14 protein-coding genes and 1 pseudogene are annotated in these 21,721 nt (G+C 69.3%); 6 read left to right on the forward strand and 9 right to left on the reverse strand.

All coding sequences use genetic code 11. The features are described from left to right. Window positions 1–49: 49 nt before the first annotated feature. From TR49_RS47040 to TR49_RS16165, 4 genes are all read right to left on the reverse strand, one after another. Complete coding sequence (locus TR49_RS47040) at window positions 50–1,981, reverse strand: NlpC/P60 family protein (RefSeq protein ID WP_052434347.1); 1,932 nt, start codon at window positions 1,979–1,981, stop codon at window positions 50–52. A 42-nt stretch (window positions 1,982–2,023) separates the two neighbouring features. Next, on the reverse strand, window positions 2,024–2,578 hold the full coding sequence (locus tag TR49_RS16155; protein WP_042382275.1) for a hypothetical protein: 555 nt from the start codon (window positions 2,576–2,578) through the stop codon (window positions 2,024–2,026). A gap of 100 nt (window positions 2,579–2,678) precedes the next feature. After that, window positions 2,679–6,542: a DNRLRE domain-containing protein gene (locus tag TR49_RS16160; RefSeq protein ID WP_042382277.1), complete on the reverse strand. Its 3,864-nt coding sequence runs from the start codon at window positions 6,540–6,542 to the stop codon at window positions 2,679–2,681. A gap of 37 nt (window positions 6,543–6,579) precedes the next feature. Beyond that, a complete protein-coding gene (locus TR49_RS16165) occupies window positions 6,580–7,161 on the reverse strand; it encodes a hypothetical protein (RefSeq protein WP_042382278.1) in 582 nt (193 codons plus the stop codon). A gap of 551 nt (window positions 7,162–7,712) precedes the next feature. Between TR49_RS16165 and TR49_RS46415 the strand changes: the two genes are divergently transcribed. Together TR49_RS46415 and TR49_RS46715 are read left to right on the forward strand one after the other, a co-directional pair. After that, a complete protein-coding gene (locus TR49_RS46415) occupies window positions 7,713–14,909 on the forward strand; it encodes a polymorphic toxin-type HINT domain-containing protein (protein ID WP_042382280.1) in 7,197 nt (2,398 codons plus the stop codon). Beyond that, a complete protein-coding gene (locus TR49_RS46715; RefSeq protein WP_084724942.1) occupies window positions 14,909–15,175 on the forward strand; it encodes a colicin immunity domain-containing protein in 267 nt (88 codons plus the stop codon). Before TR49_RS46415 ends, TR49_RS46715 begins: the two co-directional genes overlap by 1 nt. Here the strand turns inward: TR49_RS46715 and TR49_RS44365 are convergent. Beyond that, the gene (locus TR49_RS44365; RefSeq protein ID WP_162484682.1) at window positions 15,086–15,385 is read right to left on the reverse strand and encodes a hypothetical protein; all 300 of its coding nucleotides are present in this window, start codon (window positions 15,383–15,385) and stop codon (window positions 15,086–15,088) included. The genes TR49_RS46715 and TR49_RS44365 overlap by 90 nt on opposite strands. 86 nt (window positions 15,386–15,471) lie before the next feature. Beyond that, on the reverse strand, window positions 15,472–15,990 hold the full coding sequence (locus tag TR49_RS16175) for a hypothetical protein (protein WP_042382283.1): 519 nt from the start codon (window positions 15,988–15,990) through the stop codon (window positions 15,472–15,474). Between the two features lie 553 nt (window positions 15,991–16,543). Here TR49_RS16175 and TR49_RS16180 point away from each other — a divergent pair. Further along, window positions 16,544–16,843, forward strand: coding sequence for a hypothetical protein (locus tag TR49_RS16180; protein WP_052434348.1), 300 nt, complete (start codon window positions 16,544–16,546; stop codon window positions 16,841–16,843). Window positions 16,844–16,943: 100 nt separating this feature from the next. Here TR49_RS16180 and TR49_RS16185 read toward each other — a convergent pair whose 3' ends face one another. Then, entirely contained in the window at window positions 16,944–17,624 is a 681-nt protein-coding gene (locus tag TR49_RS16185) for a hypothetical protein (RefSeq protein ID WP_236653385.1), read from the reverse strand. A 371-nt stretch (window positions 17,625–17,995) separates the two neighbouring features. Here TR49_RS16185 and TR49_RS16190 point away from each other — a divergent pair, with 371 nt between their 5' ends. From TR49_RS16190 to TR49_RS16195, 3 genes and pseudogenes are all read left to right on the forward strand, one after another. Continuing rightward, entirely contained in the window at window positions 17,996–18,556 is a 561-nt protein-coding gene (locus TR49_RS16190) for a hypothetical protein (RefSeq protein ID WP_152627296.1), read from the forward strand. Between the two features lie 15 nt (window positions 18,557–18,571). Next, window positions 18,572–18,679 (forward strand): annotated as a pseudogene (locus tag TR49_RS42825) (IS5/IS1182 family transposase); the annotation flags it as partial. Between the two features lie 437 nt (window positions 18,680–19,116). Continuing rightward, complete coding sequence (locus tag TR49_RS16195; RefSeq protein WP_152627297.1) at window positions 19,117–19,443, forward strand: hypothetical protein; 327 nt, start codon at window positions 19,117–19,119, stop codon at window positions 19,441–19,443. 381 nt (window positions 19,444–19,824) lie between these two features. On the opposite strand, the gene TR49_RS16200 is transcribed toward TR49_RS16195, so the two are convergent. Together TR49_RS16200 and TR49_RS16205 are read right to left on the reverse strand one after the other, a co-directional pair. Further along, complete coding sequence (locus TR49_RS16200; protein WP_042382292.1) at window positions 19,825–20,370, reverse strand: hypothetical protein; 546 nt, start codon at window positions 20,368–20,370, stop codon at window positions 19,825–19,827. Window positions 20,371–20,813: 443 nt separating this feature from the next. After that, a complete protein-coding gene (locus TR49_RS16205; RefSeq protein WP_052434349.1) occupies window positions 20,814–21,431 on the reverse strand; it encodes a hypothetical protein in 618 nt (205 codons plus the stop codon). Window positions 21,432–21,721: the final 290 nt, after the last annotated feature.

The raw sequence follows: 21,721 nt of genomic DNA on the forward strand, positions 1-21,721 counted from the left end.
ACCCCGCACCTCCTACGGCAAGTTCGGTACCCGTGACGCGGTGCCGGGATCAGGGTTGGTGCCAGACCTCCAGTTCGCCGGTGGCATCGAGGGTGTAGTCGGTGGTGGTGCCGTTCTCGGTGACCTCGAGGCGGGCGGGGGTGTCGGAAGCGGCGGTGGCCGGGAGGACGGTCAGCTGGGTGACGGCGTTCCAGCCCGTGGCCGGAGCCGGTGCCGGAGCCGGCGTCGGTGCCGGGTGGGTGAGAGGTTCGGCGGTCGTCGCGTAGGTGCCGTCGCTCTGGCCTCGGTAGAGCTGGAGTTGGCCGACGGTGTCGAGAACGATCCGGTCGGTGAGGCCGTCGCCGGTGAGGTCGCCGAGAGCGGAGAGCCGCACCGCGGGTGCGGCGACGGTGAAGCGGTAGCCGGTCGTGGGGGAGGTGCGGGCGTCGGTGGTGGTGAAGCGGACGTACAGGGTGTGCGTGCCCGCCGCCGACGGGGTGAGGGTGATCGTCGCCTGACCGGCCGGGTCGGGCTGCACCGTCGTCGGCGTGACGCCCGTGGAGGTGAAGGGCTGGTCGAGGCTGTACTGGAATGCCGCAGTCCCGGCCGCCTGCGCGGTGGTGAGCCGGAATGTGCCGGGGGTTCCGGCAGGGGAGCCCGCCTGCGCGGCGGGGTACTGCGTGGAGGTGACGGTCGGGGCCGTCAGCGGCATGGGCTTCGGCGGCTTGGGCTCACCCGGCTTGGGCCTGCCCGGGGCGGTCGGCCGACGCGGGGGAGTGGGCTTTCCCGGCCGGGCCGGTGTGGTGGGGGGCGGCAGGGCCGGATCGCCGGGATCGGGACGGACGGCGCCGAGAACCGGATTGCGGTCCAGGGGCACGATGTCGACGACGGCGCCGGGGCGCGGGGCCTGGATGACCCTGCCGTCGCCGAGGTAGAGGGCGACGTGGCTCGCACCGGCGAAGTACACGACCAGGTCGCCGGGCCGCAGCTCGCCGAGCGGAACGTGCTGAAGCTGCGCCCACTGGTCCTGGCTCGTGCGCGGGATGGCGATGCCCGCGTGCGCCCACGCCTGCGAGGTCAGGCCGGAGCAGTCGAAGGTGTCCGGACCCGACGCGCCCCACACGTACGGCTTGCCGAGCTGGGCCACGGCGTAGCGGACCGCGGCCGCACCGGCGACCGAGGGCCGGTCGCTCGCGGAGGCGAGGGCTGCCATGACGACGGCCGCCTGGAGGGTGGGGTCGGAAGTCTGCGCGGCGGCGACCTGGACCACCGGAGGCACGCTGTCGCTCGCCTGACCGGGATGCTGATAGCGGTGGATCCAGGACAGGACGTCGGCCAGGTACGGCGCGGAGTGGTTGTACGCGCGGATCGCCCTGTCCAGTCCGCTGCCGGAGGCGAGGTCGCCGCCCGCCGCGCACAGGTAGTGGCCTGCGGCCAGGGCCGCGTCGTAGACGTTGTTCGGGTCCTTGCGGCCGTCGCCGTTCCCGTCCGCACCCCACGTCGCCCAGGTCGACGGCAGGAACTGCATCGGGCCGACGGCACGGGCCCAACTGCCGTCGTTCGCCCGGACGGCGGCGAACGCCTGACCGTCGAGCGCCGGCCCCACGATCGGGTGGACCGTGGTGCCGTCGGCGGTGACCTGCCCGCCGTCGGCCTGGCCGGACTCGACCTGCCCGATGGCGGCGAGGACCGGCCAACTGAGGTGGCATCCCGGGTCGGTGGCCGCGATGGCCGCGGTGGCCCTGCGGTAGGCGTCGGCGACGATCGCGGGGACTGCGACCAGCCCGGGGCTCGTGCTGACGGGCAGCGCGCCCGCGCCCGGGACTGGGTTCGACGCCGCGGCGGTGCCGCTGCGGGCCGCCGGAGCGTAGGCGGCCGGGGGAGTGGTCGGCGTCGCGGGTGCCGCGGCGGCCCCGGCGAGTTGGGCGACGGTCGCGGTCAGCGCGGTGGCGCAGGCGAGGCGGGCGAGACGGGACGGAAGGCCAGGGAAGACAAGGTGCATGAGTGGAGAGAGATAGGGGATCGGTCGGGGCGGTGAGGGCGCTCAGCTGCAGTCGAGGCTGTTGTCCTTGGCCTGGAAGAAGGTCATGGGGCCGGTGCGGACCTTGCCGGTGGCGGGGTCGGTGTCGTTGCCGGCGTTCTGGTGGGCGACGGTGATGGTCCAGTCGCCGTGGTCGAGCGCGATGGTGTCGGGCCCGGCCCCGGCGTCGGGGGTCCAGCCGGAGGCCTTGACGGCGTGCTCCAGCGTGGTGGCGACCTGGGCGGCGTGAGCGTTGGGGACCAGCAACAGGAGGCTGTTGAGGCAGTACTTCGCACTCGTGCTGGTCAGCGAGCCGCCCGGGTGCAGGTCCACCACGGCGTCGCCCTTGAGGCCGGCAGCGCTCACGGCCTGGTTCATCTCGGTCCGGATCTGCGCGAACTGGGTCTGGCGGGCGGTGGTGGCCGGGTCGGCGGCCGCGGTCCGGTGGGCGGCCGGGGACACCGGCGCCGTGCCGGTGCCGACGTCATGGCCGGCGCCGCAGGCGGTGAGGAGCAGAGCGGCGGTGGTCGCTCCGGCGGCGCAGGCGAGCGTGCGAGCGGTGTGGTGGCGGTGCGTCATGGTGCGGTTCCTGACAGCTGGGAGTGGTGGTCGGGGTGAGCGGCGAACAGGGCCGGGGCCCGCCCGCCCTGCACAGGCGGGCGGGCCCCTGCGTGTCCGGCTACATGCCGTTCCAGTCCCCGGTGACGGGGGTGTCGGTGGAGATGCCGAACAGCGTCGACTGGCTGGTGGTTCCCGAGGTGAGGGAGTCGTCCAGGTAGAAGGTGCTGTTGGCGGAGTGGCGGACGCCGAAGGTGGTGGTGCCGTTCCCGGTCCAGTCGCCGGTGAACGGGGCGTCGCCCGAGGAGCCGAAGACCTGGGTGGACAGCGCGGTGGCGTTGGTCAGTGAGGCGGCGGGGATGAACTGCTCGGTGCTGGGGCGGTAGACGCCGATGCTGTCGACGCCGGTGCCAGTCCAGTCGCCCACCAGCGGCTGGTCGCCGCTGTCGCCGTACCAGACCACGTGGTCGGCGTTCGAGACGGTCAGCGAGTCGTCGAGGTAGAAGTGCTCGTTGCCCGGCCGGTAGACGCCGATGGTGGTGATGCCGTCGCCGTTCCAGTCGCCGACGACGGGGGTGTCGCCGGAGTCGCCGAAGCGAATGGTGTGGTCGATCTCGGAGACCGTGTTGGAGTCGTCCAGGTAGAACGTCTCGTTGCTCGGCCGGTAGACGCCGACCCCGTCGACGCCGGTGCCGGACCAGTCACCGACCAGCGGGACGTCGCCAGCCTGGGCGAACCCGAGGGTGAGGCTGTGGTCGAGGGTCGTGCTGTTGTTGGCCTTGTCGAAGTAGAAGGTGACGTTGCTCGACCGGTAGACCCCGATGCTGCTGGTGGGGTGGAGCGGTCGGACGCCCTCGAGGGTCTGGGTGCCCTCCGCCCAACCGACCGTGCTGACCGGGGTCGCGGAGCCGAGCGTGACCGTGCTGCCGTTGACCGTCGTCGGGATGTCGAACAGCCGGCCGGTCTTGTTCGTGGCCCAGATCGTGGGGCCGGATCCGTCCTCGGGCCCGTCGCTGGTGACGGACGGGTACTGGCCGACGCGGTAGCCGCTCGCGGCGATGGTGCTGGCCGAGGGGGCCGCCGTCAGGCTCTGCCAGGACTCGACGCCGGTGAACTGCAGCAGCGCGCCGGTGCTCAGGGAACGCACCCACAGGGCTGGCGAGCCGCCCACCAGACCGGGGGACATCAGCGTGTAGTCGGACAGCCAGCTGCCGCTGGCCAGCATGGTTGCCGTGTGGAACGTGGAGCCGGACGCGGTGTACAGCCACAGCGACGGGGTGCCGCCGTAGTTCTCCAGGGCCAGCAGGGCGGGCTTGTTGTTGGTGGCGCTGGTGGCGGGCAGTGCGACGAGCTGCTGCACGGAGGACCAGTCGGTCTGGTTGTACAGGCTGTTGCCGGTGACGACGGGTCGGGCCTCGCCGCCGCTCAGCGTCCACGAGGTCGTGGGGCTGCAGTTGTTGTTGTCGGAGGCCACGTGCAGGCTGCCGGACTGGATGACGACGAGGTCGTCGCACGTCTGGCCGGTGAGCGAGCCGTTGTGGGCGATCAGCGCCCCGGCGAAGCTGGTGCCGTTGGGCGCGGAGGTGCTCTTGATCATGACGGCGCCGCCGTCGGGGTTGCCGCCCGAGCCGTTGGGGCTGACGGCGAACGGGTCGCTGTAGTAGCGGATGTTGCCCTGCGCGTCGATGACGGCCAGGTCGGGCTTGTGGTCGCCGTCCAGGTCCCCGGAGGTGCCCGGGGTGAAGGCGCCGTCGGCGAGGTAGTAGTCGAAGTGCTGCGGGGCCGACTGGTTGCCCGCGTTGTCGACGGTGTCGTACCACACGACGTGGGTGCCCCAGCTGGTGGCGGGCAGGGTGATCGTCGCCGTGGCGGCGGTGACCGACCGCTCCTCGGCGCCCCCGCTGTTCAGCGAGGTGCCGTCGATGTTGTAGTCGATCTTCGCGATGCCGGAGGGGTTGGTGCCCGAGTCGGACGCGGTCAGGTTGAGGGTGCCGGTCTGGGGTCCGACGCTCGTGGGCGGGGCGCTGGAGGAGACGGAGACGGCCGGCGCGGTGAAGTCGGTCCGGAACCAGCAGGAGGTGCTGCTGCTGGGCGCGGCCGCGCTGCTGTAGGCGCCGCCGTCGGACTGCGCGTAGACCTGCCACTGGTACTCCTCGCCGTCACCGAGCGTGGGAGGAGTCACGCTCACCGGCTGCGGAGTGCTCTGCGCGGTGACGGTGGGACCGTTCAGGTTCGTCCAGGTCGTGTTGCCGATCTTCTGGTACCAGAAGTCGGCGGTCTCCGCGTAGCCCGTGTCGGGGCCGGTCAGCGCGGCGTTCAGGGTGACCGTCCTGGAGTCGTTCGCGTCGATCCAGGTGCCGGGTGCGGTGGTGTTGCAGGCGGTGGTGGCACCGGTGTTGGTGACCGACAGGCTGCTCGGCAGGTTCGGCGTGGACCAGTAGGTCACCTCGAGATCCGGGTGGCCGGAGTCGGTCGCACTGCCGATCAGGTGCCGGTAGGCGGTGTCGTCGCTCTCGTCGTGCGCCTGCAGGACCATCGTCTGGGTCTGGTAGCCGGACGCGATCGCGTTCTGCACCAGCGAGGTCACGTCGAAGTTGGCGTTGCCCGTGGTGTTGCTGGTGATGCTGGGGAAGTTCGCCGAGGCGGCCACCGCGCCCCACACGCTCTGGTTGCTCCAGGTGGTGCCGGAGCTGATCCCGCCGCCACCGTGCAGGTCGATCTGCTTGGTGCCGGACCACGAGGAGGTGGGCCCCTGCTCGGTCATGCTGAACGTGGCGCCGGTGACGTGCTTGCCGGCGAGCTTGCTCATGTCGAAGGAGAACAGCGCACGGGTGATGCCGAAGCCGGTGCACCCGCTCGAGCCGTCGGAGCACCAGTTGTCGTAGCCGACGCGGGCGAGGTTGTCGGTGCTGTTGTTGCTGCCCTCCCAGTAGCTCGTCCCCGAGTCGACGGACGAGATCCACGTCCAGCCGGGCTCGGACGGAGCCATCGACGGGTCGATGATCAGCGGGTAGGTGGCGTCGCTCCCGGTCAGGGAGCCGGTGGGCGGCACCAGGTCCAGGCCGTCGCCGCTCACGGCGACGCCGAGGTCGGCGACCGGGTGGGCGTTGTCGAGGGACGCCTTGGGGGAGCCGTCGGAGCTCTGAGCGCTCTTCGCCCGCGCGGCCGGCGCGGCGCCTGCGATACCCGTGGTGCCCGAGCCGGCGGCCGACGTGGCGCCGGACCACATGGTGGCGGTGGGCGAGGAGAACACGGCGTCACCGTGCGCGTCCGTGACCTGGAGCCCGTCGGCGGCGCTCTTGCTGACCTTCAGGCCCGAGCTGGTCCGGACGCCGAAGTGGATGTCCTTCAGCGCCGGGTTCGCCGCCGCGGCGGCGTTCTGCACGACCAGGTGCTCGGTGTAGCCGCCGCCGGTGCCCGCGGTCATCTGCAGGTCCACACCCGGATACACCGACGCGTAGGTGGCGGTCGCACCGGAAACCGTCGGGGCGGGCAGCGGGCTCGGCCAGGAGACCGAGATCTGCTGGCCGTCCCCGTTCGTCAGCGTCACCAGCGGAGCGGTCCCGCCGGGGGAGAACGTGAGGCCCGAAACGGCCGCCTTCGGCGAGTAGCCCCCGTCGGAGTCGCGCTGCAGGGACGCGTCGACCGGCACCCAGCCGCCGTGCTGGTTCACCTGGAAGGGGAACGGGCTGGCCGTGTAGGTGAAGCTGCCGTCCGGATTCGCCTTCGTGGTCGAACTCTCGGTGTTGTCTGCGGTGACCGTCACGCTCTTGTGCGTGCTCTCCGCCTGCGCCTGCGCGATCGCCTCGGGCGAGGCCACGACCGGCGGCGCGTCGGCGCTCGCAGCGGCGTGGGCCACGGCCGGCGCGAGCGCCGACAGCGGCGCCGCGAGCAGGGCGCCGGCTGCCAGGCCGGCGATCCGTCTGGCCAGCGGACGTGCGGGCGCGGCGCCGTTCAGCGCGCGCCGGGTGGAACTGTGCGGCATGGTTCTGGTCCTGGGGGTCGGGGATCGGGTCGGTGGTTCAGCCGACTTGGACGTAGGTGCTGGGGGTGCCGGCGTCGGTGTGGGTGGTGTCGGGGGTGGTGTAGCCGACGGCCCAGATGCCGCTGGTGGTGGCGGTGGCGTGGAGGGTGTAGTACCCGGTGCTGCTGGTCTGGGCGGTGGTGATGGTGTGCCAGGTGGTGGATCCGGTGGCGCGGAAGTAGAGGGTGACCTTGGCGTTGGGGATGCGGGCCCAGCCGGTCATGCCCTGTTCCCACAGGCCGCCGGAGAAGGTGAGGGTCTGGCCGTGATGGGCGTGGGTGGTGCTCGGGGTTCCGCCGGTGATGTTGGTGAGGTAGCGGAAGGTGTGCACGGTGTTGCTGGTGGCGGTGGCGTACCCGGTGGTGGCGGGGGAGTAGAGGCGCCAGTAGCCGTGCGGGTTGGTGACGTGCAGGGTGTGGCTGCCGGTGGCTGCGGGGAGGGTGGCGATGGTGGTCCACCCGGTGTGGCCGTCGGCGGACTGCTGCAGCTGGACGTGGCCGGGGAGCGTGCCGTTGCTGCTGGTGGCGGCCTGGTGGAAGGTCAGGTTGCTGTGGGCGTCGATGCTCGCGCCGGAGAGCACACGGTAACCCGCACCTCTAGGGCTCTGACCAGCGGGAACGCTCCGATGGGCTGTCAAGGATGTCTGATTGAGGGGGCTTTGACGCGGTTCGCCGTGATCATCTGTCGGCCGATCAGGTGAGAAGTGAATGAGGATCGGTCCACATGAAAAGAAGATGTGCAAAGCCAGTGAATCTGGACAATCTCCCGTGCTCGCAGTCACTGTTAACGCTTTGAAAGACTCCGGTAAGGAAGATCATTTTGCGGACACTGAGTACGTCGACGGATCAATGGATCCCTTACCTTGCAAGCCCGACCGGCGACGAGCTCCCCGCCGATGGAGCCCAGGTCAGGTCGTATGTGGGGTGCTTCGTACGGCGCAGGTCCGGGCATAGGCCGCAAGTTCCCGGTCAAGCGGTCTGCTATGTCCGATTTGGTGATCTTGGTGTTGCTATGCCCTCCCCAAGAAGGGTAAGAAGTTAATAATCGTCACTCCGGTTGGAGTTGTCGGGGGATCTACATTTCGTGATCGTCTCTGCGGCCTGGCCGCACACCATCGATCACGGGGGTCCCATGGCCACCACACGCGGCTCACGCCGCGCCCGGCGGTTCCGCTCCAGACTGACCGGCCTGCTGGCGCTGGTCACCGTCTTCGGTCTGGGCTCGGTATTCGTGCCAGACGTGGCGTTCGCCGCCCAGTACCACAAGGGCCAGGTCTGGTCCCCGCCGCAGACGCCGCTCCCGCACGCCAAGCCCGTGCCCGGCAGCTACGCCGACGGTGCCCGAAGCCACGCCGCCGCCCCCGCGCAGCACCCGTTCCACGCCCCTGCGGTCGCGCTGCCCAAGGCCGGACAGAGCACCACGGCGCTGACGAAGGGCCAGGTCACAGAGCTGGCGAAGAGCCGCGTGGTGTCCGGAACGGCCGCGCGCGTGGGCTCCTCCCCGTTGTGGGTGGCCGCCGCGGCCACCGGCTCCGCCGCGCCCAGCGGCGTGCAGGTGCGCTTCGCCGACCCGGCCTCGGCCCGCAAGGGCGGCATCAAGTCCGGCGTGCTGTTCGGCCTGTCCCGCAACGACGTCTCGACGGCCGACGGCAAGGTCGCGGTCCAGCTGGACCCCAGCCTGCTCACCGGTGAGGGCGGCGCCAACCTCGGCTCGCGCATGCACCTGGTGGAGCTGCCGGCCTGCGCGCTGACCGCCCCTCAGGAAGCGGCCTGCCAGAAGCAGACCCCCGTCACCGCCGTGCGCGACCCGCACAGCGGACGCATCGTCGCGGACCTGACCCTGCCCGCCGCCAAGGCCCCCGCCGCGGCCGAGCCGTCCACGACGACGGCCGCCACCCACGCCTCCCTCGTCGGCGGAACGACCCCGACCGCGACGTACGCGAGCGCGGTGAGCCCGCAGACTCCCGCGAGCCCGATGGTCGTCATGGCCGCCGTCGCCGGGCAGTCCGGCTCCACCGGCAGCTTCGCCGCGACCTCGATGAGGCCCTCCGACCAGTGGTCCGGCGGGGACGCGACCGGCGACTTCAACTACAGCTACCCGATCAACGTCCCGGCCTCCATCGGCGGGGCCGCGCCCTCGGTCACGCTCAACTACTCCTCCTCCAGCGTCGACGGCGAGAACGCCTCCACCAACTCCCAGACCTCCTGGGTCGGTGACGGCTGGTCCACCGCGTCGAACTTCATCGAGCGCAGCTACGAGGCCTGCTCCCAGGACGGCCTGTCCACCTCCTCCGACACCTGCTGGGCCTACGGCGGCCACGAGGTGAGCGTCTCCGGCAGCAACGGCGGCCAGCTCGTCTACGACGACACCAGCACCAAGTGGCACCTGTCCGCGGACAGCGGAGCCACCGTCACCCACCTGACCGGTCTGAACAACGGCGCCTACAACGGCGAGGGCTGGGTCGTCACCCTGCAGGACGGCACCCGCATGTACTACGGCGCGGGCAAGCTGCCCACCGCCGAAGGCGGCACCGGCTCGGACACGGCCACCAACTCCGTTTCGACCGAGCCGATCTACTGCCCCAACAGCGCCGACCCCTGCTACTCCTCCACCACCGGCACCAGCTCCAACGCCACCAACATGGCCTACCGCTGGTACCTGGACTTCGTGATCGACCCGCACGGCAACACCACGGAGTACACCTACGGCCAGGAGACCAACTACTACGCCCGCTCCAGCGCGCACACCCTGACCGTCTACGACCGCAGCGCCCACCTGGTCAACATCGAATACGGCTGGCGCGCCGCCGACATCGCCTCCGAAGGCGCCTCCCCGGCGCCCGCCGCGAAGGTCGTGTTCACCAACGCCACCCGCTGCATCCCCGGCACGGTCATCAGCGGACACACCGTCACCTCCACCGACTGCGCGTCCCTGACCTCCACCACCGCGCCGTACTGGCCCGACGTCCCCCAGGACCAGGTCTGCGCCTCCAGCGGCACCTGCACCAACTACTCGATGTCGTACTTCTCGACCGTACGACTGACGACCATCACCACGGACGTCAACACCGGCAGCACCACCGCGAGCAGCTACAGCCCGGTCGACTCCTACTACCTGACCCAGTCCTATCCGGACCCGGGTGACGGCACCTCGCCCGCGCTGCGCTTCGACAGCATCGTCCGCCAGGGTCGCGACGGCACCTCCATCAGCATGCCGGCCGTGAGCTTCGGCTATGCCGCCATGGCCAACCGGGTCCCGGGCGCCGCGCAGTGGCAGGCCTTCAACCGCTACCGCATCACCGCGATCAACACCGAGACCGGCGAGACGATCAACGTCACCTACTCGGCCGCGGACTGCAACCAGTCCACCACCAGCCCGGATCTGCCGACCCCGTCGAACGACACCAGGCTGTGCTACCAGGAGTACTGGACCCCACCCGGTTCCACGCTGACCTCCGACTGGTTCGAGAAGTACGTCGTCAAGGAGGTCCGGCAGATAGACGAGGTCGGCGGCGCGCCGACCCGCTACACCGACTACATCTACGAGGGCACCCCGGCCTGGCACCGCAACGACTCCGTGCAGGTCGCCAACGCCCAGCGCACCTGGGACCAGTTCCGCGGCTACGGCGACGTTCTCACCGAGACCGGCCACGGGACCGACCAGATCACCGACACCCACACCCTGTACCTGCGGGGCATGGACGGCGACTCGCAGTCCACCACGGGCGGCAGCCCGCGCTCGGTCACCGTCACCGACCTCCTCGGTGACACGATCACGGACTCCAACCAGTACGCCGGTCGCTCCTACGAGACCAAGACGTACACCAGCCACACCGGCACCATGGTCCGCTACACCATCACGCTGCCCTGGTCCCACCTGACCGCGACCCACGCCGAGGGCACCCCGACCGGTACCCCTGCCGAGACGGCGTACTTCACCGGCGACGCGACCACCATCACGCGCGGCCTGATGGCCGACGGCACCACCTGGCGCACCGCCAAGACCGTCAACGTCTACTCGCCCACCACCGGCCTGCTCACCCAGACCGACTCCCAGGGCGACACCTCCCTGCTGGGCACCGCCCACTCGCAGGAGACCTGCACCACCTACACCTACGCCACGCCGCCAGCCAGCGGCCTCAACACCGGCCTGGTCGAGGCCCCCGCCGAGTCCACCACCGTCGCCGTCACCAGCGGCACCGGTGTCGGCACGAGCGCCTGCCCGGCCAAGACCGCCGCCAACACCACCGAGGACACCCGCTCCTTCTACGACGGCAGCACCACCGCGGGCGTCATCCCGACGACCGGCGTCGGCAACGTCACCGAGCTCGACACCATGGGCGCCTGGTCCGGCAGCACCGAGAACTGGACCAAGAAGACCACCGCCCCCAACGGCTCCACCGGCTTCGACGCCTACGGCCGCCAGCTGTCCACCACCGACGTGCGCGGCGACACCACCACCACCGCCTACACGCCGGCCACCGGCACCCTGCCAACGAGTGTGGTCACCACCAACGTCACCACCGGCAACTGGACCACCACCACCAGCCTGGACCAGCTGCGCCAGCTGCCGACCAAGGTCGTCGACCCCAACAGCAGCAGCACCAGCAAGGCGTACGACTCGCTCGGACGACTCACCTCCGTCTGGCTGCCCGGCCGCGCCACCAGCGCCAGCGCCTCCCAGGTGTTCGTCTACACCGTGGGCGGGCAGAGCAGCCCGACCTGGATCGAGACCGAGACGCTGCGCGAGGACGCGACGTACCACCTCGACTACCAGATCTACAACGGGTTCATGGACCTTCGCCAGGACCAGAACCTGTCGCTGGACGGCGCCAACTCCAACGGCACCCTGGTCTCGGACTACTTCTACGACTCCCACGGCCAGCAGGTGAAGACCACCAGCACGCCGTACTACATCACCAACGCGCCGTCCTCCACGATCTACCAGGCCGCCGACGCCAACGTCCCCGGCCAGACCGTGACCACCTACGACGGCATGGACCGCCCGACGAAGTCGTCGTTCTACTCCTACGGCCAGTTGCAGTGGTCCAGCACCACCGCCTACCCCGGCGTGGACCGCACCGACAACTCCACCCCGACAGGCGGCACCGCCACCTCCACCGTCACCGACGGCCTCGGCCGCACCACGGCGCTGTGGACCTACCACTCCAACACGGCCACCGGCCAGGCCTCCGACGCCACCGTCACCAGCTACGACTACACCCAGAGCACGACCGGGTCGGGCGGCGAGGCGCTGCTGACCACCATCACCGACGCCTCCGGCCACGTCCGCACGTCCACCACGGACGCGCTCGGCAACAAGATCGCCTCCACCGATCCCGACGCCGGATCTTCCAGCTCCACCTACGACACCGCCGGCGATGAGCTGACGTCCACCGACGCCAACAACACCACCCTCACCTACACCTACGACGTCCTCGGTCGGAAGAAGACCCTCGCCCAGGGCAGCACCCAGCTGGACTCCTGGAGCTACGACACCGCCACCGGCGGCAAGGGCCGTCTCGCGAGCCAGACCTCGTACGTCAGCGGCAACCAGTACACCCAGACCGTCACCGGCTACACCGCTCTTGGCTCCTCCACCGGGAGCACCACGACGATCCCGAGCAGCGAAGGCAGCCTCGCCGGTAGCTACAGCGTCAGCTACGCCTACACCCCGATCACCGGACTGCTCGACCACACCACCTACAACGCCGACGGCGGCCTGCCCGCCGAGACGGTCTACAACTCGTACACCGAGGCCGGCACCCTCACCAACCTCGCCGGCAACGCGGACTACCTGACCCAGATCGTCTCCAACCCGCTCGGCCAGGTCACCCGTTACACCCTCGGCGACATGCCCGACCAGGTGGTCCTGACCAACTTCTATGACACCGCCACCGGCCGCACCACCGAGTCCACCCTGGACAAGGAGAACGGCACCGGCCACGTCGACGACACCACCACCCTGTGGAACCAGGCGGGCAAGGTCACCGCCGAGCAGGACGTCCAGGACGCGGGAACCGCGACCGACCTGCAGTGCTTCACCTACAACGGCCTCGAGCAGCTCCAGACCGCCTGGACCGACACGAAGGGCACCACCAGCGCCGCATCCCCGTCGGTCCCGAACATCGGCGGCTGCAACAGCACCGCCCCGAGCTCTGCCAGCAACGGCGGCCCGGCCCCCTACTGGGAGACCTACACCTACGACGCCGACGGCAACCGCAAGACCCTGACCACGCAGGACACCACCGGCGCCACCACCGGCACCCAGACCAGCACCTACCCGACCGCCACCGGCCAGACCGGACAGCCCGACACCGCCCAGAGCACCACCACCCAGGACTCCACCGGCGCCACCACCGCCACCTCCGCGTACACCTACTTCGCCGACGGCTCCACCAAGACCCGGACCGTCACCAACGGCGGCGGCACCACCACCAGCAACCAGAGCTTCACCTACACCCCCGACGGCCGCACCAACACCGTCACCGACGCCACCACCGGCAACAGCTCCACCTACATCTACGACGCCTCAGGCAGCCTGCTGGAGCAGAAGAACACCGTCTCCGGCCACACCACCACCCTGCTCTACCTCCCCGGCGAGCAGATCACTCTCAACTCCTCCGGCGGCAAGACCGCCCTGCGCTACTACGGCGCCGGCGGCGGCCTGACCGTCGTCCGCGACAACACCGGCGCCCTCACCTACGAGGTCACCAACGGCCAGGGCACCGGCACGGTCACCCTCGACTCGGGCCTCACCACCGAGAACCGCCGCGCCTACACCCCTTACGGCACCGCCCGCGGGGTCACCGGCGGCTCCTGGGTCGACGGTCGCGGCTACCTCAACCAGCCCAACGACCCGGCCTCCGGCTACACCCTCCTCGGCGCCCGTAACTACGACCCCACCACCGGCCGCTTCCTCCAGGCCGACCCCATCCTCGAGACGGCAAGCCCCAACCAGCTCGGCGGCTACACCTACTCCGCCGACGACCCGGTCAACGGCGCCGACCCCTCCGGCCTGCGCCCCGACGACTGCGCCGAATCCGGCTTCTCCTGCGGCAACGGGACCGTCACGGACCCCGAGGGCCAGATCGTCGACAAGAACGGCGACATCACCGGCTACACCACACCGCCCCACACCTGCGGCGTCGGTTCCTGCGACCCCTCCGCCTGGGGCGACAGCAAGGGCTTCGCCGAGCGCCACCACATCTGGGACGACGCCACCAACAAGCGCTGGGACGCCATGTGGGCCCCCGCCCGCGCAGCCCTGGCGGCGAAGGAGACCGCCGAAGCCAAGTACCGGGCCCAGCAGGCCGCCATCGCCGCCCAGGCGAACAAGCCCTGGTGGGAGAAGGCCGCAAACTTCGTCTACCAAGCCTCCGGCGCGGCCGACGTCGTCGGCTGCATCGAGAACCCCTCCTGGGGCCAGTGCGCCCAAGCCGCAGGCATGATCGCCTTGACCCTCGCCACCGGCGGTGAAGACGAAGCCGCCATGCTCGCCGCGAAGGGCCTCGAAGACGGCGCTGAGGTAGCCGGCGACGAGCTTGGCACCGACCTGGCCGGTCAGACCTGCGACGCCTTCAGCTTCGCCCCGACCACTCCGGTCCTCCTGGCCGACGGCAAGACCAAGCCCATCGCGAAGCTGCAGGTCGGGGACAAGGTCGAGTCCGCGAACCCCGCCGACGGCAAGGTCGCCGGAGCCCAGACCGTCCAGCACGTCTGGATCAACCACGACCACGACCTGCTCGACCTCACGGTCAACACCGGCGACGGCCACACCAGTGTCATCCACACCACCGCCAACCACCCCGTCTGGGACGACACCACCCACACCTGGGTCCGCGCCGACCACCTGAAGCCGGGCCACAAGCTCGCCAGCACAAACGGTCGCCACCCGACCGTCGCGAAGCTCGTCATCACGCCGGGCAGCGCCGACCGCTGGAACCTCACCGTAAGCAACCTCCACACGTACTATGTGATGGCGGGTGGCGTATCCGTCCTCGTTCACAACACTGCGGGGTTCTCGTGTGAGGTCTCCTTTGGCGCGAAGCAGATCAATAAGAAGTTCAAGCACGCGATTGACTTTGATGTCACCGAAAATAACAACAACATTGGACGCCAGGCGTTTGAGTCCGCGATGAAGGATTTCCTTGATGGGGACGGCGTTGTCAAGGATTCCATCAGTTATCGCGGGAACCCAGCCACTGCCTACTACCACGCAGAGAGCCGGTTGGCCGTTCTCGCCAACCCAGATGGCAGCTTCCTCAGCGCTTGGAAGCTGAGCGAGAGTCAAATTTCAAGCGTAATGAACGATAGGTTCCTATTCTGATGGACAGTAGGATCGAGCCATTCCGGGTTGCTGCGAATGCCTTCCTCGGTGGGAGGATTTCAGCCCCCGAGTTCGAGACACTTTTCCTGGCGCTCTTTCGGGGAGTCAGCAAGGGTCTTGTCGGATCACAGGCACAAGAGCTGGATCGACTCTTCAGTGCTGTTGATGCGTACTGTTCAGACCCAGAACTTCGGGACGGCTTTGACATCGACGAGCTGGGACTCCATCGTGCGGTAGCGGATTTCATCGCCCACGTCGGGGGCTGAGAGCGATAGGGGTTGATCCTTCGCGGATGTTGGACGGGTGCTTGCCTCCAAGGTGGAGCGCCCGTCCAGTCGCACCTGCAGCAGCAAGGTGTTCCATTCGGCGAGAAGGTTGAGGTCTTCCTCGAGTCCAGGGTTATGGGTGTCGCGAGATCCCGATCGCGTCGAGGATGTCGCGTTCTGGCTTCGCGACCTCAGCCCCACCGCCTCCATCGCGGTGGTTCTGGCGGGTCTCGAAGGACCGGTCGGATGCGGCGCGCCTGCCAGCTGTCTCAGGCGTTCGCCGGGATGCAGACGGATCAGCAGCCGACAGCCGTGACCTGGAGGTCCTTCTCTTCAGCCGTTCCGTCGGCCTTGTCCCAGGCGGCGAGCGTGGCGGTGAGCGTGTAGGTGCCGTGCCCCTGGCACTCGTACGGGACCAGGAGCTCGCCGACACCACGCTCGGATGTGAAGATCTTGAAGCCGTCCGCAACGGTCCTCCCGTCGTGGACGAGCTCGTAGGACGCGTCCACGTCGCAGTCGGCCCGCTCCCAGGGCGCGAGGATGCTGAGCCCGTTGACCGGCTTGTACTCGCACTCGGCGCCGAAGCGCAGGACGCGCTTCCCGTCCCTTGCGGTCAGGCAGGCCGAGGCCTTCTCCCAGTAGTGGCCCGGCTCGTTGCGCCACGACCCGTAGGCGCTACCCCGGGCACAGCCGGCGGGCGGCGTCGAAGCGGCGCGGTGAGCATGGGCTGCCGCGGAACCGACACCGCCGAAGGCGAGCGCGGCGCCGGCGACCAGCGACGCGGTGACACGGGTGGACCCGGGAGGAGTTCGCATGCCCCATACATAGTTGGCCGAGGTCCGCAGGTGTCGGCATCCCCGCGCGCGTCTTCACCCGGCGTGACGCAAGACCACCCGAACGCCGTCATCGAAGCGCGCCGAGCGTTCATCGCCCGCCATCGCGCACTGCGGCCCTCCTCCGAACAAGCGGCACACAGGATCTGGCGTGACGGGCTGTAACACACCGATGTCGGCCCGGCCCCGGCCTCCCCCTCCCTGTTGGCGTCGATGGCCTGGTCAGGCATACTGCGGGTCGGCCGCACGGGGCGCTGTCCCGCGCCAACGCCGACTGTTCATCAACGGGAGAGTCATGCGGGACCGTAAGAGACGAGAGGCCACCGCGGTCGTAGCCGGACTGATCGTGTTCACGGTCCTCACGGCCTGCGCCGGGCCGGAGAGCACGCCGGAATCCACGCCGGTCTACGCACCGGTGGGCGCACCAGGCCACGGATCTGTCGGAGGATCGGACCAGACGTCGGACCAGGTCTCTGGAGCACTGGCCGCCAGCCGCCACCTTCCGGCCAGGACCGTGTTGGCCAGCAGGCCCCACATGGTGCGGGAGTGTCACCCCGTCGTCAGGCGGGTCAGGCACACCACCGGCTTCGGCAAGCGCAAGACCACCACCTACACCATGGTGAGCACTACCGAATGTGAAGGCGTTCAGCAGGGGACCGAGACCTACCGCAGGGTCGTCTCCGCCGAGCACTGGTGTGTCGAGATCGACAACGTCAACGGTCACGCCGACCAGGACCAGCGCTGGTACCGGGTCACGCCCGACGTCTACCAGCAAGCCCTGGGCCAGCGCCTCGGCACCCAGCTCGCCTTCGAGCCCACCGGCGAAGGCTGCTGAGCTTCCGCCCGGGCCGGCACGGAGCGCCGCCCTCCTCGTTCTGCACCCGCGGGTCGCGGTCCTTGAACGGCGGCGCGGTCCGCGTCCGGCTGACCTCCGGTCACCGGCTGTCCGGGCCGAAGCCCTCCCCGTCCACTGCCCTGGCCCAGCGACGGTTGTACTCGTCAGGGTCGGCCCGAGCAGCGCTGAGGGTGGTATCGAAGAGGTTGTGCAGTCGTGGTGGGTAGGCCTGACGCGACACTGGCAGCATGCGCAACACGCGGTAGCGGACCCCCACGTCCGTGGTCTCGGTGTAGACCTTCATCGACACCTCAAACCAAGCCTCGACTGCCTCCTCTGATGCATCCAGCGAGGCAGGTCGAGTCCCGTCCGGGGCGTAGGCAGCGGAGCGCTCTGCGCGAAGCGGCATGTGCGCCCAGTACCAGGCTCGTGTTGCGCCCGCGCGTTCGGGATCGCTGCCTGATCGCAGGTACTCGACGAGTGCTTCCAACACGCGGCGGCGGCCGAAGCTGTAGAGAGCAGGTTCGACGAACCAGCGGCAGAAGCTCGGGTCCGGGTCGTGAACGGCTGCGGCCATGAGTGGCGTGAACAGCTCGTCTGCCAGACGCGGGCTCTCGAGAAGCGGGCGTCTCACCGCATGAGCCAGGTCTCGTGCCCTCCTCTTGGCGGTCAGGGTGTCCGGCCCGTCGACGTTGACGTCGACCGGTAGGAGCCGCGCCACCTCCGCAGTGCACGCGAGGAACGCGCGCGTCATCTCCGTGTCTTCTGTCTTGTCGGTCACGGCAGCATTCTGGACCGACGCGGTGCCACGATGGGTGCACTCAGCGATCCCTTGCTGTCCACGGACAGTGGTCCGTCCGTCCGGGTGGGCGGACAGCTCGTGGTCGTCGTTGGCGGACAGTTCATCTCCCTGCGCGGCATGACTAGTCATCGCCCGTGCGGTCGTGCGGAGGGTGTTCGGAGGCAGCCGCTCGCACTCGCTAGGGTGAGCGAAGGAGGAAGGATCTGTGCCTCCCGCCGCCTGTGAACGGAGCACACGTGGGAAATTCCGCCCTCTATCGAGTGCTTGAGCCGTTCCCTGACGCGGCGATGGCCGTCGCGCGAGCACGCGAGATCCTCGGTTCTCTGTCCGAGGGGTATGGCCTTCCGTGGGTGAAGCCCAAGCCGATCGTCACGCGTGAGCAGTTCGAACATGCGGTCGCAGGGTTCCCCGCCGCTCAGATCATGGGGATCGACCATCGGGATGTGCCGCCCTTCCTGGACGAGCTCGTCCGGCGAGGTGCCGTGTTCGAGCGTGAGGAGCCGAGCTATCGGTTCAAGATCGACCTGCGTCTGGCGCCCGAACTGCTCGACCTGTGGCCGTTGCCGAGCGGGCTGCTCGTGAGCCTCGGGATGACCAGTCCGTTCGGCGGTCCGGACAGCACCGACGAGGACGACAGCACCGAGGCGGAACTGGATGAGATGGTCGCGGTCCTGGGCCCCCTCGCCCTGGACGTGAGCTGGGACTGCGCGTGGCGGGGCCTGCCGCGCGCCAAGATGTGCGGCCTCCAGCTCTGCCTGAACGGCGTGTGGGACGAGGACTGCACGGTCCAGGCGCCCGGCGAGTCCGGGCTGTGGCTGTCCACCGGTAGCACTCCGGAGAACCGGGCGGTCAGGGACGCGTGGCGTGAGGCCTGCCGCCTCGACCTCGGCCCCTCCCAGGTCGGCTGGTAGGAGAGCCCGCCCCTCAGGAAGTCGACCAGGAAGATCCTCCGCGACTGCCGGCTGAAGGGCGACGGCGTCCACACGGCGATGCTCGGAATCGCCCGACTGCACAACCTGGCCATGACCAGCTGACGGCGAACCACCTATGAGGCTGGCAGCGGCTCACTTCCCAGGGCAGCGGAGAGCGCATCGGACTGGGGACGAGTCAGGTTGAGCCTCCACAAAACCGCCGACGGACCGGCATCGGTGCACTGAGGCCGGCCGCGGCTGAGCGGCGAGCCGGATCCGCCGTGGTGCCAGGCCGCAGGCCGCCGGTTTCCCAGCAGATGGTCCGCGGTGTCAGGCGCCGAGTACGCCGAATCGGCTTCGGCATCAAGCCGAGCGGCTGCCTGGTGATTCCTTGCTGTCACGGATTCGAGTGCTTGGGAGCTGACCAGCATGTATGCAGGTGGCGGCAGGGATACCTTGCGGCCACGGCTCGGTGGGGTCGATCTGGTCCGGGGCTGGCCGGTGGAGGACTGAGCGCGGATACTGACTTGGCATCAGTCATGGACCATAGGGGGATCGGCATGCTGCGCAGGCCGCTGGGCGCGCCAGATCCCGACTACAACGATCCGTCGGTACTGATCGTCCATCGCTGGATTCGCCGCTCTGCCCACCATACGCTGGACGCCCGGTTGCGGTTGACGCAGGACCTGGCGCGGGAGTTGGGCGAGATGGCGGCGGCACGCGGGATGCGATGTGTGGGGAAGGTGGCTACGGACTATCCGTGGCCGTCTCAGTTCTCGCGGGAGTTGACCGACGAGCTGATGAGGCAGCGGCCGGGAGCGTGGTGGGAAGTGTTAACGCCGCGGTGGGCGATCATACGCGCCTGGTCTGCGGCAGAGCCGAACTGATTCCCACTTCCTCCAGCACCCCTGGCTCCTTGCCCCGTCGGCCGCCGCGGCCCGGGGGCCCTCAGTCCACTGGCGCATGCGCAAGCACGCGCTGGATGCCGATCTGGAGCGAGTCGCCGAGCAGATCGACACTCAGCACGCCGCTCGCCAACTCAAGCGCTCGCTCGCCAACTGAAGCGCTCAATCACACTGGGCTTCACCGCCCGTCATGGACGAGGCCTCGGGACCGATCGTCTATCTGCTCATGTCCTACAGCAGGGCCGAGGAAGTGTCCGAGTTTGCCGTTGCCCTGGCGACCGAGCACGGGCTCGTCTGCTACGACCCCCAGGGAGAAACCCTGCGGGGCCGAGCCGCCCGATCAGCGGACCGCCCAGACGACGCTCATGACCCACTGCCCGGACCGGCCACGGCCTTTGCGAGCGTGAACCGGCCCGGCGCCGACTCGACCAACCAGCCGCGCGCCGTCAGTCGCTTCGCCTTCGCCCGCAGCGCTTCCACCTTCGCGGGCACCAGGTCCAGGCCGAGGCGCGCCGCCATCTCCTGGCACGTCAGCGTACCTTGACCCAGACGGCCGCGGTCTGCGAGAGCCTGCAGGATGCGCTGGTAGTCCACCGACACTGTCGACCAGTCCAGTCCGGCCCGCCACACCGGCACCATCGATCTCGGCTTCGCCGCCTCGGAGAGTCCGGCCGGCGCCGGCTGGTCATCGCGATCTGGCAGGTCCTCGGACCCATCGGGGCAGGCAGCGTCGCTGTCGCCCGGGGCCAGTACCTCGCCGACGCGTGAGCGGGTGATGATCCACTCGCTCCACTCCCGCTCGGCTGTGTCCAGCTCGGCGTGAATGCGGTCGGCCTCCTCCCGAAGCCTGTCCACACGACGGCGAGCGGTGAGCTCACGCTGTTTCAGCAGCCCCACGACCGACGGCATTCCCGACCTCCACCAAGTGACGACATGGCACGTCACCACTGCCACGGGATCACCAACCCTATGCCTGAGCAGCGGAAATGCATCCCTCAAGCTCGGAAAGGCAACGGCTTCTCAGCACAGTCGTCACCGAACCACTCGGGCGCGGGCCGCGGTCCCGGGGAGGTGAACCGACACATGGACAACAGGTGGTTCGACCAGAATCCGGCGCACTCAAGCAACCGCTCACCAGGGACCAGCGGCCCGTAGTCGTACCCCTTGATCAGCACGGACCACAGTCTTGCAGGTGCCGACCACAGTCGCTGCTGGCAGGCCGACTCGTGTTGCGGACATCCTCTAGCGACAGCGGACGGGAGTCCGAACCGTGCGTCGCTTGCGCGAACGCCCTCCCCGACTTCCTTCGGGGAGGGCGTCCTGGCGCGGGGTGGTGCGAGGCCGACTGACGGTCAGACGGTCAGCTCGATGGCTTCCATCCGCAGCGACTGTCCGGTCGTGCCGACGACGGCGGTAGAGCCGGCGGCCGCACAGGCCCAGCCCTGCCACCCGATGTTCTGCACGTGGGCGTCGGCGCAGACCGTGCCGGAGGCGACGTTGATCTGCAGCGCCTCCATCCGAAGGGACTGCCCGGTGGTGCCCACGTACACGTCGACGTTGTCGCCGGCGCAGGCCCAGCCTTGCCAGCCGATGTTCTGCACGTGGGCGTCGGCGCAGACACCGCCGACACCCGAGACGGCGATGTCGAGCGCCTCCATGCGCAGCGACTGCCCCGTCGTCCCGGCCATGGCCCCGTCGCACACCGGCGTCTGCCAGCCGATGTTCTGCACGTGGGCGGCGTAACAGATGTGACGACCGCTGGCGTTGGGGTGCAGCGCGGCCTGGCGCTTGACGGCCGCCACCAGGGCGGCCTGCCGCTGCGCGTCCGCGCCGGTTGCGGCCGTCGTGGTGCGGGTCGCGGTGGTGTGACCGGCGGCGAACGCCGTCCCCCCGGGTGCGGCGGCCGACAATCCGGCCGCCAACAGGCCGGCTGCGGCGAGTACTGCGCCCCTGCGGGTGAGAGTGAACATGTTGCTCCCCCCTTCGTTGTCGGGCAAGGCCCGCAACAAGGTTGATGTCATGTACACGGCTGTAAAACGGCACCACCGTAACTCTCCCCGAGGGGCCGCAACAGAGGTACGTGTACCTCCGGTTCGTACGCGGTTGCTTCCTCTGCGCCACCACGCGCCGGGCGTGTCAGCTGCTCGGGCGCGAGCGACGAAGACGCGCACGACGATCCGTACGCCTCCTTGCTGCCGGTGCCCAGAGCTCGTAGCACGATCTTGCCAATGACGGCGGATCGGCCGTCGCCTGTTCGTCA

The organism is Streptacidiphilus melanogenes, assembly GCF_000787835.1.
In the GTDB taxonomy this organism is placed as follows: domain Bacteria; phylum Actinomycetota; class Actinomycetes; order Streptomycetales; family Streptomycetaceae; genus Streptacidiphilus; species Streptacidiphilus melanogenes.